Raw genomic sequence first — 18369 nt, forward strand, 5'->3', positions numbered from 1 at the left:
TACACTGGCAGTCAGTGGTGGGGGCAGCGGGGCGGTGTACACTTGGAAGACCGGGGGCAGCGTGGTGGGCACAGGGAGCAGCCTGAGTGTGAGCCCAGCGACCACGACAACCTACCAGGTGGAGTGCACCAGCTGTGGCAGTTGCACGGCGGTGCAGGTCACGCTCACCGTTACGCCCCTTCCGCCGCCGTCGGCACAGCTGGAGGTCACCCCCAGTCAGCTTAGCTGGAGCAGCAGTGCCAACAGCCAGGTGATTAGTGTGGGCAGCAACGTGAGCTGGAGTGTAAGCGGGCTGCCCGCTAGTGGCTGGCTAACGGCCAGTGCTGCGGGGGGTAGTGGCAATGGCAGTTTCATCCTTACGGCCACCGCCAACAGCAGTAGCGCTAGCCGGGCGGCTACGGTAACGGTGAGTGGGGGAGGGATAACCTGGACCATTAACGTATCACAAAGGGATATTACACCTCCCAGTGCAGACCAACCGACGTATAATCTGGCCACAAGTCGCTGGTTGGGTATACAGAGCATTGGGCAGGCCAACAGCAGCGATCCGTTAGGCAAACGGTATTTGGACGCTGCTATCGGGGCCGGTCTTAACTGCGTACAAGTTACTATCGATTGGGCGGATGTTCAGCGGTCAGATGGGTCTTATGACTGGACTCGACTAGATACAGAACTTAACTACGCACTTGCCAAAAACATGAAACTCATGGTGCGTGTTGGACTGGATGGTAACCGGATCGGCAACAAAATCTGGTTTCCAGAGGCAGGTTATGTGGTTGATAATTATGGTCATCCTTATTATCAGGATCAGAAAGTATGCTTCTCGTTAGACCATCAAGAAAGTGTCAATAGAGCTGTAGCGTTTATTCGGGTAGTGGCTAATCACCTCAACGACAATGCCAGTTATCGCAATAATCTCATCGGTTTTAGTTTAGCGAATTCTAAACAGGTAGAAACCAATTACGGCACCCGAAACTATATTGGAGTGGATGCCTCGAGTGGTGAGCGTGATGTAGAGTTTGACTGGTCTCTACCTTCCCTAATTAAATACCGTGAGCGCCTTAAGGTTTGGTTTAATAATAGCTTGCCAGCCTATAATAACTATGCTGCCAGTTCATGGTCATCATGGGATGCCATTATGCCTCCCACTCCTCAAGCTAGTTCCCCTCCCATGGGTTACCCTTTCCCAGCTTGGCGATTATGGTATTATCATCGTCATTTGAGCCTGAAAGAGTTTATAGAAAAAGCATACTGGGCCGCTCACGATGTTAATCCGCTCTGGAATTTGATGGGTGAGTTTCCACATGTACATGTTGCCAATTCACCAGCATGCGGCACCACCGGAGCTCGGCTGCTACTGCCAGAATGGATAAAAGGAATGAAGCTAAACGATGATGCCAACTTTGACCACAACCTTACGGTGAACCTAACCCTTGGCGATCGAGCTGCTGATAAATGGGCCGCACAGGAAGTGGGCATCAATTCTCAAACAGAGCAGGATTGCATTGGTCACGGTTTGAATTTCTTCAAGTACGATGGTACCGTCTTCCTTATGGCTCAGCCCATGGTAGCTGGCGACGGCAGTGATGAAGCCGAAAACAGGAAGGGGATTAATAAACTCACCAACGTAATTGCAGCCATCCGAAATGCGTATCCCCTTGATCAGGTACCAGTGCGTCGTACACCGGTAAATGTGGGTAACCCAGTACGTTTGAGCTTTAAGCTTGCCATTGGAAAATCGTATCAGGATGGTGAATTCTCGGGTAACTACTACAATAAAGCGAACAGCGGTGGAGGCAATAACGCCGTGATCGTGTCCCTAGAAGATGACATGCTAAAAAATCCCTAGGTCGTTACGTTAATTTGAGTCGCTGGTGGCGACTAACCGTTGATGAGTGTGTACGTGCCGACGTACGGACGAAATACGTCGGCGCGAAATCGTGATCAACTCATCGTTTTTCAGACGTAGATGTGCCTCCAGGCCATAATTGGCGTAGTAGAGGTAGGCCAGATTTACTACTGCCGATTTGTGAACGCGGCAAAAGGCGGGGTCTATTAAAGCTTCTTCGAGGCGCTTCAGGTTCTTTGAGACCAGATACCGCTGCTTGTCACGTGTATGAATAAACGTGTAGTTACTGGCCCCTTCCAGCCAGACAATATCGGCGGTGGCGATGGTGATGGTCCGGTTGCGGAAGGGGAGTTCCAACTGCTGCCTGATAACCGGGCTAACGGTGGGCCGAACAGGCTGCGGCGAGGCAATGGGGGCGTAGCAAGCGTAGATCATAATCGGGGTAGCTGTTTAGCAAGACGATGTTGTAAAGCTATCGACACCCTTATGTCTCCGAAACCTACCACACGCCGAAAATGCACAAACAGCCCATCAACCGGCAATTAGGGGGGATGAAGCGTTAATGTGAGGCAACAGGATTGTAAAGTGGGCCATAAAAAAAGCCGCTCCTGAGATCAGGAGCGGCTTTTTTTATGGCCCACTTTACAATCCTGTTCTACGGCAGCTTGACGCCGGCGGTCAGTGTGGCAATACCGAGGTAACCTTTGATATTGGTGTCTTTGTAAACGCCGCCAGCTGGTACAGCGTAGCGGATGTCAACATCCAGAAATGGCAGTGGCGAAATGCCCAAACCAGCTTCCAGGGCCCAGGTAACCCGTTTTACCTGCAAATTGGCAGCCTCGCGTGGGCTAAGCAGATTAGTGGTTTCGGTAGTGGCCGGGATGGGCACCGCCGCGCTGAAACCAATGGCCGTATTGGGGTTAATCTGTCCTTGCGTGGTGCGTGTGGCCGATGATTTGTTTACAAACAGCAGCGTAGGTCCAATATAGGCCCGGAGCTTATTGTTGAACAGCCGGCGACCAAAAAGCACGGGTACGTTGTACGATTCAATCACCGACTCCGACGTGGCGTCGACAGTGGCGTTGAGCAGGCCGGGTGCAAAGGTCAGCGGCAGGCGGGCGGCCAGGGCCGGATTAGCATTTACGTCGAGCGTAAGGTTTGTCTTCTGCTTCAACAGGTATCGGTTGTAGGTTAGCTCGACCTGTACGTAGCCTTTGCGGTTGTACTTGTTAAACCGCACAAATGCGCCCACCGAATAGCCCGTGCCAATGCCGTTGTTCTTGTTATCAAGTTGCGGCACCTGAACGCCGACAATACTTGTCGGCTGCGCTGGAATGGTGGTGTAGCCGTTTACGAAAGTGACACCGCCTTTCAGGCCAAACTCCGTAAGGCGGGTGGGCAGCTGAGCCATTGCGGCACCAGAAACCAGTAACAACCCGGCCAGTATGTATGATTTTTGATTCATGTGTATAGGGGTGCTGAAGAATGGACGCCAGATTTTGGACAAAAAATTGCATTCAGACCAGTCTTATCCAAGATCTGGCATCCAACGTCCAGTGTCTGTTTTAAGGTTGAACAAGCACTTTGCGGTAGCGTGTGGGATCCACAGCGGGGATGCTGGCCTTGTATGTTGTGCCGATGCTCTTTAGAATTTCGTTGGCCAGCAAGGCGTAGCCAGCAGCGGTAAAGTGAATGCCATCAAGGCCAAATACACCGCCCGAAACGTAGTTGGACGAGAACGCCAGGCCATTCTGTACATAACCGCCCGTTGCTGAAAGCTGTGTATTGAGCGCGGTCAGATCAACGTAAGCCAGCGTACGGCTGTCGGCCTGCGCTTTCAGGATAGCGTTGTACTCATCAATCTTAGCGCTCAGGGCGGCTACTTCTTCAGCGTCCAGTACCGAAGCGTTGCTCAAGGGATTCAGGGCCGAAAGACCGTAGGGACCTTTTTTAGTACCCACGGCCGTGCTGCCGATAGTGGCGTAATCTGCCTGTTGGCTGAGCAGCAGCAGATCACCTGCTTTAGTAGCCCGAATACCACCAGTAGCCAGTGGAGACTCAATCACCAGCGCCGGAATGGCCGGTGCGCCAGGGTTGGCCTTCTGTACAGCTGCATTCACACCTGCCAGTACCTGCGCAAGTGTAACCACCTGGAAGAACGGGGCGGTAGTAACTTTAGGAATACCAATGACCACACCCTTGCGACCGCTGGCAGTAAGCACGTCGAGCAGGGCGTTGTAGTTTGTGGTAAAAAGCGGCGTTGGCGTAAAGGGTACCACCCCACCCGAAGTAGCATAGCCCAGGGCATCATTATTACCCATGAAGCACGAGAAAAATGTAGCCCCCGTCAGGTTGTCGCTCACATATTGCAGGTAAGTGCGGAGGGGGGTACCGTCGGGAAGTAGCCGCTCGAAGTAGGGGTTGCCCTGTGGGGAGCCGTAGCCCGGTGTCTGAATATCGCCCATGCGAATACCCGGTACGCCGAGGTTGTTGTTAGTGCCCGTAAACTTGGTGTATAGGGGCCGGTTGTTCAACAGCCCGCGTACGGCCTGCGGGGCCACTGGTACGATAGTAGGCAGTGGGTTGGTAGCCGTTGGTAACGACGTCAGCTTTAAATAGCCCGTACCATTAGCCTGATCAGTGCTGAACAGCGGCTGGATAAAGCCGCGTCCTCCCACCAGCCGAAACTGTTGCGACAATATGTAAGGGTATGAATTCAACTGGCCGTCGCGGTAGAGGCCACCATCCATGAAGCCAGCGGTGAGCGAATTACCGACGGCCACGTAACGCGTGAAATCGGCGGTGCCAGGCGAGATTGGATCAACACGTTGAGCTTCTTCGTTGTTGAAGCAGCCCGCTGTACCCACCAACAGGCTCACCAGGATGCTCCACCGATAGATAGAGTACTGTTTAGATTGCATAGTTAGATTTTACAAAATGAAAAAACGCACAAAGGTATGCTGATATGGTTAACCATAGTAAGACTAGATAATATTGAGATTTAGTTATCTACTACCCACAATGCTATCTACTGGTGCAAATGCGGGGTTGGACCAGGTGTTCTAAAGATTCCGTTTGGTTTCAATCGTAAAAACACTTTGCTTGCATTGTCAGTATATGATGCACAACTAAACAACTTGTTTCAAAACATGGGCCTACTAAACTTTTTCAAAGGCGTTGGTGAAAAGATTTTCGGCAAGGACGATGCGCCTGCCGCCAACACACCCGCCGCCGATCCTGAACCGCTGAAAGCCAGTGCGCTGCTCAACCACGTGAAGCAACTGGGCCTGGCGTTCCAGAAGCTGACCATTAAAACCAAAGGCGACACCGTAACGCTGGAGGGGCAGGTGGCCAGGCAGGAAGATGCCGAGAAAATTGCCCTTGCCGTGGGTAATGTGGAAGGCGTAACCGTAGTAGACAACCAACTGGTAGTGGACAATCCAGAGCCAGAAGCCACCTACCATACCGTGGAGTCGGGTGACACGCTGTCGGCCATCTCGAAGAAAGTATATGGTGACCCTATGAAGTACGGCGTCATTTTCGAAGCGAACAAACCAATGCTGAAAAGCCCCGATCTGATCTATCCTGGTCAGGTGCTGCGCATTCCTGCGTTATAAAACCTGGCGTTTCAGCGCATAAAAAAGCCTGTTCCGGTACCGGAACAGGCTTTTTTATAGGTTCTCTAACAGGCATACGCTAGTTGCTGCCAATGCCCTGATTTTTCAGAGCCCGCTGTAGATCGGGGGAGAGGTTGGTGAAAAAACGGTAACCTGTTTTTTGCTCCAGGTCATTGACGGTGAGCTTATAACTCTGCCAGGGTTGGCTGGCCGCTGCCTGAGTGTTGGGGATATAAACAGCTATCACCTGAGTATTGGGGCCAATACGGTTGATGTCGTCGGTACCATTGGGTAGCACCAGCAATACTTTCCAGAGGGCGGCGGGCACTGTTACCCGTCCGCCGGCAATGCTGGTGGCGTCGCCTTGTTCGCCTGTGCCGCCTACGCCCGTTGCTCCTGCTGTGATGTAGACTTCGTTGCCCTGATCAACCAGTTTACGGGCGTATTCTTCTAAGTATTTCCAGGTTTCGCGGTTGTGGAGCGGTGCTTGCGGCACGACGTTTGATAGAACGAACGTGGCGGCGTTATCGGTTGGGCTCTTGTCGCGGTCGTCAGATGGACAGAGGTGCCCCCGGTCGAAGCCAGTTCGCTCATAGTCAGCTGTTTTGATGGTAGAGAAACCAGCGGGCAGGTCGGGGTCGGGTCGGAAGCTTTTGGTGCGGGCGGCGTTGCCCCGCCAGTCGAGGCTCAAATGCCAGCTCACCCAGTTGGCAATGCCCCGGCTTTTGTTGAAACAAAGCGCAAATTGCGGCTTGGTGAGCAGGTAGTTGTTAGGGTCAGTTTGTGCCGCCTCACTGGGATTGCCCAGGGTCAGGTGTTCGCTAACGAATGAGATTGATTTACCCGCTTCGACCGGTGGCTTGCTGGGCATTGGTGGCCGTAAGCACCCGCTGAGTGCACCTACCAACAGCACCGTGAGGGGTAGCCGGGTCAACCAGCCATGAACGAACGTTGATTTTGTTGCCATACTTGTAGAACTTTACTTTAGAATAAGTGTACCCTGATTTTCTTTACCCGTAAAACGTACCGAATACCCAAAAATGGCTTTAGTTGGCCGAAAACCCATAATACGACCCATATCGTATGAGTAAGAAAAAACCGCCGGTGCCGCAACGCCCTGGCTATGGCCTTGCGCAGCCCACGGCACCCGTGGCAGGCCAACGCCCCACCGCAACTTCGCCTGTTCGGTCACAGCCTGCTCGTAGTCAGCCACTTCCGTCATCCGCCCGGCCCGCTACCCCCGCAGAGTCAGATCTGCCACTACCCTACACACCCACTGCCTGGTGGCCCTTGGTTGCGCTGGGGGCCATTGGCTTACTGCTGTATGTGAACACCTTCGGCCATCAGTACGCGCTTGACGACATTGCCGCTATTGGACAAAATTTGTTTGTGAAACAGGGGCTGAAGGGTATCAATGACCTCATGCGCACTGAATTCTGGCACTTCAGCAACATTTCGCTGGGCTACTACAGGCCACTATCGCTGATTACGTTTGCGCTGGAGCAAGAATATTTCGGCGATAAACACCCGGAATATAGCCACATGATCAACGCTGTACTCTACGGCCTTACTGGCGTGAGCATAGGGGCGTTGTTGCAAAAATGGCTGCCCGGTAAGGTTGTAGTGGCATTTTTAGTGGGATTGGTCTTTATCACCCATCCCGTACATACCGAGATTGTGGCCAATATCAAAGGCCGCGACGAGCTGCTGAGCTTCCTGTTTATCTCGCTTATGCTGCTTACCTACTGGAAGCAGCTGGAATCGAACACGAAGTTCTGGTACGAAGGCCGCAAAACCGACTGGGCCCTGGGCGGTCTGCTCACGGTGTTCAACGTGGTGGGTGGCTGGGTCATTGGCAGCAGCCTGCTGGTCAACTCGTTTGGCCCAACGGTGGGGGGTATCATTGGCGTGCTGGTGATGGGCGCCTTGTCTACAACATGGGTGGGCCTGTCATGCGCGGCGCTGTATTTTGCCTTTCTGTCGAAAGAGTCATCGCTGGTGAGTCTGGCCCTGATTCCGGCTATGCAGTACTGGTTCGGCAAGCGCAACGTGTTTCGGTCGCTGGTGAGCCTGTGGCCCTTGCTGATCATTACGGCCCTCTTTTTCTACCAGAAGAAGCAGATGATTGGCACACTGGGTGGCAATCCTCCCACCGACTGGGCCAACTACCCCTATGCCATCCTGAATACGAAGACCTCGACTATGTTCAAGTTCTTCCTGTATTACCTGCGGCTTCTGGTGTTCCCGCATCCCCTGGTGTATGACTATTCGTACAATGTGATTCCTACTGGCGGCACCGGCGATGTGATGACGTGGCTGGGCTTTGTGGCCCTGGTGGGTATGGTTATACTGTCGTGGATTGGCTTCCGTCGTCGTTCGCTCTGGGGTTTTGGCTTGTTCTGGTTCTTTGTTACCATGATGCCGGGCTTGGGCTTTATTGCCAGTCGGGGCGGTATTCTGGCCGAACGGTTCCTGTATGCCTCGGTCATGGGCTTTGCCTTCGTGCTGGTTTGGGCCGTGCAGGCACTGGCCGAACGCATGGGCTGGTCGAAAGAAGCAACTGGTAAGCTCACTGACCAGGAAACTGAAACGCCAGCAACAGGCACGTCGCTACTAACGCCAAAACCGGTGTTGGCGCGGGTAATGAACTACGCTCCCCTGGCCCTGGTGATTGGTATCACAACGGGACTGTATTCGTTCAAAACCGTGACGCGTAACCCTGACTGGGAAAATAATTTTGTGCTCTTTAATTCGGCACTGCCCTACGCGGGTACGAGTTGTCAGGTGCAGCGCCACGTAGCGAATGAGTGGATTGAAAAAGGCCTGAAGGAGCGCGCCCTTATCGACACGGCCAATACGCGTATGGCCCGCTACCGTACCAAACCCGATTCGGTGAAGAAATACCAGGCCATGTTACCCGAATACAACAAGGAGGCCGGAAAATATGCCCGCTGGGCCCTGGATCACCTGCAGGAGTCGTGCCGGATATACCCCAACTTCGGGGAATCGTATTTCTCGATGGCCTATGTGTTTCAGCGCATTACCCCCAACGTCGACTCGGCCAAGTATTACTACAAGCAGACCATTCGGGCGGCATCGTCCTACGCGCCGGCTTATAACAACCTTGGTGTGATCTATCAGAACGAAGGCAAATACCCACTGGCGTCGTACTATTACAATAAGTCGATGGAAGTGAACCCGGCTTATCAGGATGGCAAGAATAACTTCGCCGCGTTGAAAAAAGCAACCGGTCTGGATGTCCGGTTCCTACCCGACTCGGTAATTACGAAAAACTGATTGTCACCGCGTTACATACTAATGAGAAGGCCGCTTTATAAAGCGGCCTTCTTGTTTTTACATACAATCCATTGAGAATGTCTACTTTTACGTGTGCCTATCCGCACATTTGTACTTCTTCACAACTGTCTTCTCGATGAGCCAATCCGCTGATAATCAATTGCCTTCTGTTGATCGAAACGGTATATTGTTACCCCGGCCGGGTAGGCAGCGGTCGGTTCGGGAGCGGTTGCTTTTACGAGAAGCCCAGCTGAGTCAGGCACAACGCATGGCAGGTATGGCCAGTTGGGAATGGTATTTTGGCGACACTACGATTCACTGGAGTCCGGAGATGTACGTGTTCTGGGGCTACGAACCCGACGAGATGGAAGTAAACCTGGACAGCGTAGCTCAATCGACTCACCTCGACGATCTGCCAATCCTACAATCGGCTATTAATCAGGCGCTGGCTGGTGAGAATGTGGAGATGAAATACCGGCGGTATGACAAGTTTGGCCGTGAGATTTTTATTCATACCATCGGGCGTATCATCCGGAATGAGCAGGAGCAGCCTGTTGGGGTGTTCGGCATCGACATGAACATCACCAAGCAGCAACAGCAGGAGGCCGAATTGCTAACGTTGAACCGGCAGCTGGAAGCCAAAAATCGTGAACTGGAGCGGCGCAACAACGAACTGAATGCATTTACGTACATGGCTAGTCATGATCTTCAGGAGCCGTTGCGGAAGATCAAGACATTCAACGAAATGATCCTGGCTGGTCAGGCTGATAACCTGACCGAACAGGGGCGGGAGTTTTTCCGCCGTTCGGTGGTGGCTACCGAACGTATGCAGGCCCTCATTCGCGACCTGATTGCCTTCGCGCATCTGAATGAGGACGTTAACCCGCCGCAACCCACCGATCTGGCGCAGTTACTAACCGACGTAACAGGCGATTTGCGTGATGAAATTACCCAAAAACAGGCCGTTATCGAGTCTGGTCCGCTACCCACTTTACCCGTTGTAGGCTTCATGTTCCGGCAGTTGTTTGAAAACATGCTTAACAATGCTCTGAAATACAGTGATGCGGCCAAACCGCCTCTGATTCAGCTGAACTACGAACAGGTCACGGTTGGCGAAGATCCCATGCATCAGCTAACCATCAGCGACAATGGCATCGGGTTCGACCCGGTATACAATAAGCGGGTACTGGGTCTTTTTCAGCGACTTCATGGGCGCACTACCTACTCGGGGACGGGTATTGGCTTGGCTATTTGTCAGCGCGTAATGCAAAACCACAGTGGCACCATTGAGGCCCACGGTAAACCCGGCGAAGGGGCCACCTTCATCATGCGTTGGCCAATCCGGTAACCTTAACTGGCTTCTTTCTTCATCAAAACGCCCCGGCTACTGTTAGCCGGGGCGTTTTGATGAAGAAAGAGAACAACCTGTTTAGTTAGTCTGATTCGTTCCTGGGTCGTCATCGTGTTTATTGCCACCCTTACCACGGCCACCGTGCTGGCGCATGGCCTGAAATTTCGTGAACTGATCGGCGGTCAGGATGCCCTGCATAATCGTTTTAAACTGGTCGGCGTTGGCTTTCAACTTTTGGTTTTTAGTGCGGTTGTCGTCGGTGCTTTTCTGAATGGCATCCACCTGCTGATCACGGCTCAGTGCTGCTTCATATACTTTCTTTGAAGTGGCATCGTCGAGGCCCAATTGCCTAGTGAGGCGGTCGGTCATTCGTTGGGCGCGGGTGGCGGGGTCGGCCGCTTTATAATTGCCTTTCATGCCGCCCATAGCATTCATGTTGCCCCGCCGGTTCATGCGATTTACCCGACCCTGATCGGCGGGAGCGGTAGAGGCGGGTGGGGTAGCCGCAGGCGCTGTCTGGGCCAGCAGACTGGTTGTTGAAAGGGTTGCGGCGGTCAATAGCAGGCCACCCAGTATTCGTTTCGGGTTCATTAGTGCATCCTGGTTAGTAATGCCGTAAAGATGTGCCAATGCACCACACGTTGCATTAGAAGCCCGTTAAGCGTGGATTAGAGCCTGATTAAGGCTAGGATCTGTATTGCCGAATTGCCCATTTTACCACGGCTCCCAGTATAAACAGCGCGAAGGCAACAATAATAATTTGCCAAAAGATGAGGCCTGCACCAGGCGTAAGAGATTCCATAGTGGATTTATGATTCGCTCGTCAAAAATAACACTGAAGTTTGAGTAATTCTATTTTCTGCATTCCTTCTCTCACCAACCTAATTTTATTCATTAAATGCGATCTTCCCTGACTAGTATACGTGGTATGAAGCAATCATTTATTCTTTTGCTTATTTGTTTATCGGTCAGTTGTAAGACCGGTAAATTTCCTGCTATTCAATACGAGAAATTTGTGAAACCGGCTGAAAACCCAATACTACAAGCTGATTCAAGCTTCACGTTTATTTCGCCAACCACGAATCAACTGGTGCGCTGGCAGAAAGCCGATGTATTTAATCCGGCGGCCATTGTGAAAGACGGTAAAGTGATGCTGCTGTATCGGTGTGAAGACAATCCAAAAGCGCATCTGGGTGGCCGAACGTCACGGATTGGCCTTGCCGAAAGCACCGATGGCATTCACTTCAAAAAATACCCGACCCCCGTTCTTTATCCTGACAAGGACGATTTTGCCCAATTTGATACGCCGGGTGGTTGCGAAGACCCACGCGTGGTGGTAACCGAAGACGGCACGTATGTAATGGCCTATACCGCCTGGAACTACAAAAATCCGCGCCTTTCTATCGCCTTTTCCCGCGATCTGTTGCACTGGACCAAAAAAGGACCCGCTTTTTATAAAGCCTATGATGGGCTATTTAAAAATACAAATAGTAAGTCAGGTTCAATTATTACGAAACGAGTTGGTAATAGTTTCGTAGCGGCAAAAATAAAGGGTAAATATTGGATGTATTGGGGCGAACTGGGCGTAAATCTAGCCTGGTCTGAAAATTTATATGACTGGTATCCTGAAATAGATTCGTCGAAAAAGTTGAGCTATTTAATTCAACCCCGATCTGGTAAATTTGATAGTAGTCTGACCGAATGTGGTCCGCCAGCTATTATCACGGATGAGGGCGTGACGCTGCTGTACAACGGTAAAAACAGTGACCGCGCCGGTACGAGCAGCAAAGACCTGCCACAGGGTACGTATTCAGTAGGCCACGTGGTGTTTGACCCCCGTAATCTCCGCAATGTGGTTACCCGTTCAGAGACGCCGTTTGTACGGCCAACGCTGTTTCACGAAGTAACGGGTCAGTACCGAGCAGGCACCACCTTTGCTGAGGGTCTGGTCTATTTCAAAAACAAGTGGTTTCTCTACTACGGCACCGCCGATTCGTTTGTTGGTTTGGCCATTACCGAGTAGTTATCAGTAGCCGAGGCTACACTCCTTCTGCCATCAACTCGGCCAGGATTTTCTGGGCGGCAATGGAAATAACCGTGCCGGGGCCGAAAACGCCTTTTACGCCCGCGTCGAAGAGATACTGGTAGTCGGCGGCGGGTATCACACCGCCGGCAATGACCATGATGTCGTCGCGGCCGATGGCTCTTAATTCCTGAATTAACTGCGGTACCAGCGTTTTATGACCCGCCGCCAGGCTCGACACGCCCACGATGTGCACGTCGTTTTCGGCTGCCTGCCGGGCCACTTCGGCGGGGGTCTGAAACAGCGGACCCATATCGACATCGAAACCCAGGTCGGCAAAGCTCGTAGCAATGATTTTGGCGCCCCGGTCGTGGCCGTCCTGCCCCATCTTGGCCACCAGAATTCGGGGACGGCGACCTTCTTCAGCGGCAAACCGATTGGTCATTTCGCGGGCAATACGGAAGTTTTCATCATCCGATACCTCCGCCGAATACACCCCCGATACAGACCGGATAGTGGCTTTGTGGCGGCCAAAGGCTTTTTCCATAGCATCTGAAATTTCGCCCAGCGTGGCACGGTGCCGGGCAGCCGTGATAGCGAGGGCAAGGAGGTTTGACGTTTCGGTGGGGTACTGCGCCGCTGCCGTCAACGCCTGTAATGCCTTCTCTACCGCTGCCTGATCGCGTGTTTGCTTTATCTGCGCCAGTCGCTGAACCTGGCTTTCGCGCACAGCCTGATTGTCTACTTCGAGCAGCTCAATCTCGGTGGGTGTAGCCAGTGTGTAGCGGTTTACGCCCACAACCACGTCTTTCCCCCCGTCTATGCGGGCCTGCTTGCGGGCGGCGGCTTCTTCAATACGGAGCTTGGGAAGACCCGTGTCAATGGCCTTTGTCATGCCACCGAGTGCTTCCACTTCGTCAATCAGTGCAGTGGCTTTTTCGACAAGTTCCTGCGTCAGGTATTCCACGTAGTAGGAGCCGCCCCAGGGGTCAATGGCGCGGGTAACGTTGGTTTCATGTTGTAGATATAACTGGGTATTACGGGCAATACGGGCCGAAAAATCGGTGGGGAGGGCAATGGCTTCGTCGAGGGAATTGGTGTGGAGGCTTTGGGTACCGCCCAGCACCGCCGCCAGGGCCTCGATGGTGGTGCGGGCCACGTTGTTGAATGGGTCCTGCTCAGTTAAGCTATAGCCCGACGTTTGGCAATGGGTGCGCAGGGCCAGTGATTTGGCGTTCTTTGGGCTAAACTGTTGTACCAGTGTAGCCCAAAGCTGCCGCCCCGCCCGCAGCTTGGCAATCTCCATGAAGTGGTTCATGCCAATACCCCAGAAAAACGACAGGCGCGGTGCAAACTGATCAATAGTCATACCCGCTGCCAGCCCCGTACGGATGTATTCCAGCCCGTCGGCAAGGGTGTAGGCCAGTTCGAGGTGGGCGGGTGCACCAGCCTCGTGCATGTGATAGCCGCTGATGCTGATGCTGTTAAACTTCGGCATGTGCTGGCTGGTGTACGCGAAAATATCCCCAATAATCCGCATCGACGGGGCAGGGGGGTAGATGTAGGTGTTGCGCACCATGAACTCCTTCAGAATGTCGTTCTGGATCGTGCCAGATAGCTTCTCCGGTGAAACACCCTGTTCTTCAGCCGCTACGATGTAGAACGCCATGATAGGCAATACGGCCCCGTTCATGGTCATGGATACCGACATCTGATCGAGCGGAATCTGGTCGAACAGGATCTTCATATCCTCCACTGAGTCGATGGCTACACCGGCCTTGCCTACGTCGCCTACCACACGCGGATGGTCGGAATCGTAGCCCCGGTGCGTGGCCAGATCAAACGCCACCGATAGTCCTTTCTGACCACCGGCCAGGTTGCGCCGGTAGAACGCGTTTGATGCCTCGGCCGTGGAGAACCCCGCATATTGCCGGATTGTCCACGGTTGGCGCACATACATGCTCGAATACGGCCCACGCAGATACGGCGGAATACCCGCCTGCGAACCAGCCAGACTGACAGGTATATCTGCCTCCGAAAAACGCGGTTTTAGCCGGATGCCTTCCGAGGTGGTGTAGGACTTACCTGGTTGGGCAACAGGGGCCGTCGGGGTTGGGTAGGCAGGTACAGTGGAGAAGTTGGGACGCATGTTGTTGGCTGACGCACGAATAGACTAGCTGCGCCCGCATATCAAAATAACAGAATAGGACGCAAATATGATTGTTTAGAAAAAATCTAAATAGAGTGATTGTGCTATGCTTGTGGTCATTACTTTTGCGCTGTTTAAAAAGAATCTAAATAATGCAACAACGTTCGACTGCCGCTCTCCTGCTTCTATTGGTGCTGTTCATGCAACAACCCGCATTGCTTGCCAAACCGGTACATACAATGCGTACATGGGTCCTTGATGACACTGACCCACTCGATAAAGGCGGTTTGCAAGGCTACGTGGTCGATGCGAACGGAAAGCCCGCCGGTGGCCTGCAGGTACGTTTACGCGGTACGGTGCGCCGCCTGACCACCGACGAACGAGGTTATTTTGCCTTTCGGGACCTGCCTTCCGGTGAGTATGTGGTGGAAGCGTCGGGTATAGGCGTGCAACCGCAGACACAGACGGTGAGTGTTCGCCGGGCCGAAACGGCCACGCTGACGCTGACTGTTCAGGAAGACGTGCAGCAGTTGGCTGAAGTCAGCATCGTGGCGGCAAAAGGCCTGCGCGAACGCGAAACCCTGCCCGACGTTGGCGCTACTGCCATTTATGCCGGAAAGAAAACAGACGTAATTAACCTGGATGCCCTCGACGCGAACCTGGTGACGAACAACAGTCGGCAGGTGTTCAGCAAAACGCCGGGCGTAATGGTGTGGGAAAACGACGGCTCGGGCATGCAGGTGGGCGTGTCGGTGCGGGGATTAAGTCCAAACCGGTCGTGGGAATTCAACGTGCGGCAAAACGGCGTCGATATCAGTTCCGATCCGTTTGGCTATCCCGAAGCCTACTACAACCCGCCGATGGAGGCCGTTGAGCGCATTGAACTGGTGCGGGGCGGGGCCTCACTGCAATATGGTCCGCAGTTTGGTGGGCTGCTGAATTACGAGTTGAAAGGCCCCGCGACCGACAAGCCAATCCGGTTCGAGACGCAGCAGTCGGTGGGTACCTACGGGCTGTTTTCGACCTATAATCGGGTAAGCGGCACCGTGGGGCGGTGGCAATACAACGCCTACGCCCACTATCGCCGTGCCGATGGCTGGCGTGACAACAGCCGTTATTCCATTTTCAATGGGTATGCAGCCCTGTCGTATGCCGTTACGAACCGGCTAAAACTGGGGCTGGAGGTGTCGCGGCTCTATAACGAAAGCCAACAGCCGGGCGGCCTCACCGACGTGCAGTTTGCCCAAAATGCCCGCCAAAGTAGCCGCTCCCGCAACTGGTTGAGTACCCCCTGGACCGTGCCGACATTCACTGCCGAATACGCTTTCTCTGATAAAACCCGTCTCACGGCCACCGTTCATGGCCTTGTGAGCGAGCGTAACAGCATCGGTTTTACACAGGCCATTACCACACCCGACAACCTGACGGCTGCTGGCAGTGGCCAACCACGCCAAATTGACCGCGACACCTACCGAAACTGGGGTAGTGAACTGCGCCTGCTGTCGCGCTACCGGTTATTTGGGCAGGAACATACGCTGGCAACAGGTCTCAAATACTTCAACGGCCATACCCAACGCCAACAACAAGGCCGGGGTGACACTGGCACTGAGTTCAATCTTAACCTGCAAGCTGACGCCTTCCCCCGCGACTTAAGTCTGCGGGTGACAAACGTAGCCGCCTTTGCCGAGAACCTGTTCCGCCTGAGCCCCCGCTGGACAATGACGCCCGGCCTGCGGATCGAAACACTCAGCAACGCCATCGATGGACGGCTGAGCCTGTCGGCCAGCAACGTACCTGGCCTGGTGTCGCAGCAAAGTACGCGCCGGTTTGTGCTGGCGGGCATTGGCACCGAATACAAATTCAGCGAGACGATTGCGCTTTACGCTAACGCGTCGCAGGCCTACCGCCCCGTGCTGTTCTCGGATCTGACACCCGCTGCTGTCACCGACTTTGTGGTTGACCCAACCCTGCGCGACGCACGCGGCTACAGCTTCGACCTGGGTCTGCGCGGCCGGGTACGTAACTACCTCAATTTTGATGTCAACTATTTCCGGGTCAACTACAACGACCGCATCGGCACGCTCTCATTGCTCAACGAAGCTGGGCGGGTCTATCAACTCCGCACCAATATTGGCCGGAGCGTAAGTCAGGGTGTGGAAGCCTATGTGGAGTTCGACCCACTGCTGGCTATTTTGGGTCAATCGCGGGTTAGTCGGGCCGGGTTTGGTCATGTAAGCCTGTTTAGCTCGCTAGGCTTCACCGATGCCCGCTACCGTGATTTCCGCGTGGCGACCGTAAGCAACGGGCAGGCCAGCGAAACCAACCTCCGAGACAAGTACGTTGAAAACGCCCCCACGTTCATTGGTCGATTTGGCCTGAACTACACCCGGAAGACCTTTACATTTACGGCCCTGATGAACCGCGTTGGTCGGGCTTACAGCGATGCCAACAACACCGAAACACCTTCGGCCAACGCCCAAACGGGTGTTATTCCCGCCTACCGCGTCTTCGATGTATCGGCTTCGCTGACGTTGTGGAAACGCTATACCCTTCGGACTGGTGTCAATAACCTCACCGACGAACGGTACTTCACCCGCCGGGCGGGTGGTTACCCCGGCCCTGGCATCCTCCCCGCCGACGGCCGCACCGGCTACGTATCAGTGGGGCTGCGGCTGTGAAGCATACCCGACAAGCTGGCTGAGGTAAGTTGATGAAGGTGAACGGAATGGTTAGGCTCTTTATTCAAATGACTCCGCCAGCCGATGAGCGGCTAACCCTGTAAGTTCTCCTTCAGACTGGCCGGCATTCCGACTTATGGGTTTCGTTTCACCGGCTTCATCGTGCCTGAATCTGGTCACGCCAACCAATACTTTGCCATCGGTAACAGACTGAATGGTAGCCTGGTAAGATGCGGCCAGTTCGGCGCGAATAAAGGCCTCTGCATTGGCGTAGCCTCCCAGGCTTTCCACCTGCAAAAACAACGCCCAGGCGGCTTCGGTAAGTTGGTGGGTCAGGCTCTCGACGTAATAACTTCCCGCCGACGGGTCGGCTACTTTGTCGAGGTAGCTTTCGGCTTTCAGTAACACCGATACGTTGCGGGCAATGCGTTGACTGAATTCGCTCTGTGAATCCATAACGGCATCGTACGGTCTGACTGTCAGTGCGTGGCAACCGCCAACGACTGCCGCCATAGCCTCGGTTGTAGCCCGGAGCAGGTTTGTATAGAGCGTGGCTGTCGATTCGTGGAAAGGAGACGTAGTAGTGTGAAGAAAGAGGTGCTGGGCAGGCTTACCAGGATAGTTAACCGTTGGATAGTGTTCTATAAACTGCTGCCACAACACCCGCAGGGCGCGAAGTTTGGCGATTTCCATGAAATAGCTGGTACCAACGGCCATCGAAACCGTTGTTTTTGAGGCGACCTGATCGATTGATAACCCGCTGCCTGTCAGTGTATCATACACGTCGGCGAGTTGGGCCAGTGTAAACGCCAGCTCCTGCGTAGCGGTAGCGCCGGCGTTATGGAATAGTCCACCATCGATTGTGATGGTGCGGAACAGGGGCGAGTCGGCGGTGAGGTGGATAGCCTGGGTCAGGCTGGCATGGTGGCTCATAATGCCGCCCCGAAGCTTGTAGGGAGCCAGTTGCCGCAGCCGCTCGAGGAACACCAGTACGTCACCGTCGACGTGAAAAAAAACGGGCGTGTCGCTTAGCTTTATACCCGCCAGCAGGTGCGCCAGATTAGCGTTGGCCGGGAGTTGGAGCATCAGCGCTTCGGCCCCTCCAGTCAGGGCATCGTGTAGGGTAGCGTTATCCGTTTTTTCGTCTGTAATAGTGTAAAAAGGCGCGTTAAGCCAGCCAGGGGTGCTTTTTTGAGCGGCCTGAATCTGGGCCAGGGGTAGATTGGAAACCTGCTCGGCGGTGTAATACGGTTCGGCGGCGAAGCCTTCGGGCGTGTACCAGCGCAGGCTTTCGTAGACGTTGGCGTCTTTCAGGTCTTTCTGAACCTGAGCCCGCCAATCGGCGTAGGTGGCGGAAGAAAACTGGGCTGAAAAAGAGGTGGGCATGGGTAATAAAGCATCGTTG

Annotated in this window: 14 protein-coding genes and 1 pseudogene; 8 read left to right on the forward strand and 7 right to left on the reverse strand. The window is 53.8% G+C overall.

All coding sequences use genetic code 11. From position 1 onward, the window contains the following. The 3 genes and pseudogenes from J2I47_RS26690 to J2I47_RS23235 all read left to right on the forward strand — a co-directional run. The coding region (locus J2I47_RS26690) for a hypothetical protein (RefSeq protein WP_229374897.1) at positions 1-225 on the forward strand (225 nt) is incomplete at its 5' end. A gap of 34 nt (positions 226-259) precedes the next feature. Beyond that, positions 260-388 (forward strand): annotated as a pseudogene (locus tag J2I47_RS27060) (hypothetical protein); the annotation flags it as partial. Positions 389-565: 177 nt separating this feature from the next. Next, complete coding sequence (locus J2I47_RS23235; RefSeq protein WP_229374899.1) at positions 566-1849, forward strand: hypothetical protein; 1284 nt, start codon at positions 566-568, stop codon at positions 1847-1849. Positions 1850-1858: 9 nt separating this feature from the next. Here J2I47_RS23235 and J2I47_RS23240 read toward each other — a convergent pair whose 3' ends face one another. The 3 genes from J2I47_RS23240 to J2I47_RS23250 form a co-directional block, all read right to left on the reverse strand. Then, positions 1859-2284 carry a LytR/AlgR family response regulator transcription factor gene (locus J2I47_RS23240; protein WP_207367017.1) on the reverse strand — a complete coding sequence of 142 codons (426 nt, stop codon included), beginning with the start codon at positions 2282-2284 and terminating at the stop codon, positions 1859-1861. A 220-nt stretch (positions 2285-2504) separates the two neighbouring features. Beyond that, complete coding sequence (locus tag J2I47_RS23245; protein ID WP_207367018.1) at positions 2505-3314, reverse strand: porin family protein; 810 nt, start codon at positions 3312-3314, stop codon at positions 2505-2507. Between the two features lie 100 nt (positions 3315-3414). Further along, complete coding sequence (locus J2I47_RS23250) at positions 3415-4770, reverse strand: SGNH/GDSL hydrolase family protein (protein WP_207367019.1); 1356 nt, start codon at positions 4768-4770, stop codon at positions 3415-3417. Positions 4771-4998: 228 nt separating this feature from the next. Between J2I47_RS23250 and lysM the strand changes: the two genes are divergently transcribed. After that, the gene (gene lysM, locus J2I47_RS23255) at positions 4999-5466 is read left to right on the forward strand and encodes a peptidoglycan-binding protein LysM (RefSeq protein ID WP_207367020.1); all 468 of its coding nucleotides are present in this window, start codon (positions 4999-5001) and stop codon (positions 5464-5466) included. Between the two features lie 79 nt (positions 5467-5545). On the opposite strand, the gene J2I47_RS23260 is transcribed toward lysM, so the two are convergent. Continuing rightward, positions 5546-6433, reverse strand: coding sequence for a DNA/RNA non-specific endonuclease (locus J2I47_RS23260; RefSeq protein WP_207367021.1), 888 nt, complete (start codon positions 6431-6433; stop codon positions 5546-5548). A gap of 116 nt (positions 6434-6549) precedes the next feature. Here J2I47_RS23260 and J2I47_RS23265 point away from each other — a divergent pair, with 116 nt between their 5' ends. Next, complete coding sequence (locus J2I47_RS23265; protein ID WP_207367022.1) at positions 6550-8763, forward strand: tetratricopeptide repeat protein; 2214 nt, start codon at positions 6550-6552, stop codon at positions 8761-8763. Between the two features lie 136 nt (positions 8764-8899). Beyond that, a complete protein-coding gene (locus J2I47_RS23270; RefSeq protein WP_207367023.1) occupies positions 8900-10111 on the forward strand; it encodes a sensor histidine kinase in 1212 nt (403 codons plus the stop codon). A gap of 81 nt (positions 10112-10192) precedes the next feature. On the opposite strand, the gene J2I47_RS23275 is transcribed toward J2I47_RS23270, so the two are convergent. Continuing rightward, positions 10193-10705: a DUF4890 domain-containing protein gene (locus J2I47_RS23275; protein WP_207367024.1), complete on the reverse strand. Its 513-nt coding sequence runs from the start codon at positions 10703-10705 to the stop codon at positions 10193-10195. 337 nt (positions 10706-11042) lie between these two features. Here J2I47_RS23275 and J2I47_RS23280 point away from each other — a divergent pair, with 337 nt between their 5' ends. Then, positions 11043-12137: a glycoside hydrolase family 130 protein gene (locus tag J2I47_RS23280; protein WP_207367025.1), complete on the forward strand. Its 1095-nt coding sequence runs from the start codon at positions 11043-11045 to the stop codon at positions 12135-12137. Positions 12138-12153: 16 nt separating this feature from the next. On the opposite strand, the gene scpA is transcribed toward J2I47_RS23280, so the two are convergent. Next, complete coding sequence (gene scpA / locus J2I47_RS23285) at positions 12154-14286, reverse strand: methylmalonyl-CoA mutase (RefSeq protein ID WP_207367026.1); 2133 nt, start codon at positions 14284-14286, stop codon at positions 12154-12156. A gap of 239 nt (positions 14287-14525) precedes the next feature. On the opposite strand from scpA, the gene J2I47_RS23290 reads away from it, so the two are divergent. After that, a complete protein-coding gene (locus J2I47_RS23290; protein WP_229374900.1) occupies positions 14526-16964 on the forward strand; it encodes a TonB-dependent receptor in 2439 nt (812 codons plus the stop codon). A 60-nt stretch (positions 16965-17024) separates the two neighbouring features. On the opposite strand, the gene J2I47_RS23295 is transcribed toward J2I47_RS23290, so the two are convergent. After that, complete coding sequence (locus tag J2I47_RS23295; RefSeq protein ID WP_207367028.1) at positions 17025-18350, reverse strand: methylmalonyl-CoA mutase family protein; 1326 nt, start codon at positions 18348-18350, stop codon at positions 17025-17027. Positions 18351-18369: the final 19 nt, after the last annotated feature.

The sequence above is a fragment of the Fibrella rubiginis genome, assembly GCF_017353185.1.
GTDB lineage: Bacteria > Bacteroidota > Bacteroidia > Cytophagales > Spirosomataceae > Fibrella > Fibrella rubiginis.

Bases quoted from the DNA above. Each gene is read 5' to 3' on its own strand.
- J2I47_RS23280 (WP_207367025.1), top strand. From the start codon at position 11,043: ATGAAGCAATCATTTATTCTTTTGCTTATTTGTTTATCGGTCAGTTGT.
- J2I47_RS23260 (WP_207367021.1), bottom strand. From the start codon at position 6,433: ATGGCAACAAAATCAACGTTCGTTCATGGCTGGTTGACCCGGCTACCC.
- J2I47_RS23265 (WP_207367022.1), top strand. From the start codon at position 6,550: ATGAGTAAGAAAAAACCGCCGGTGCCGCAACGCCCTGGCTATGGCCTT.
- J2I47_RS23275 (WP_207367024.1), bottom strand. From the start codon at position 10,705: ATGAACCCGAAACGAATACTGGGTGGCCTGCTATTGACCGCCGCAACC.
- J2I47_RS23245 (WP_207367018.1), bottom strand. From the start codon at position 3,314: ATGAATCAAAAATCATACATACTGGCCGGGTTGTTACTGGTTTCTGGT.
- J2I47_RS23295 (WP_207367028.1), bottom strand. From the start codon at position 18,350: ATGCCCACCTCTTTTTCAGCCCAGTTTTCTTCCGCCACCTACGCCGAT.
- J2I47_RS23240 (WP_207367017.1), bottom strand. From the start codon at position 2,284: ATGATCTACGCTTGCTACGCCCCCATTGCCTCGCCGCAGCCTGTTCGG.
- J2I47_RS23270 (WP_207367023.1), top strand. From the start codon at position 8,900: ATGAGCCAATCCGCTGATAATCAATTGCCTTCTGTTGATCGAAACGGT.
- J2I47_RS23250 (WP_207367019.1), bottom strand. From the start codon at position 4,770: ATGCAATCTAAACAGTACTCTATCTATCGGTGGAGCATCCTGGTGAGC.
- lysM (WP_207367020.1), top strand. From the start codon at position 4,999: ATGGGCCTACTAAACTTTTTCAAAGGCGTTGGTGAAAAGATTTTCGGC.
- J2I47_RS23290 (WP_229374900.1), top strand. From the start codon at position 14,526: ATGCGTACATGGGTCCTTGATGACACTGACCCACTCGATAAAGGCGGT.
- scpA (WP_207367026.1), bottom strand. From the start codon at position 14,286: ATGCGTCCCAACTTCTCCACTGTACCTGCCTACCCAACCCCGACGGCC.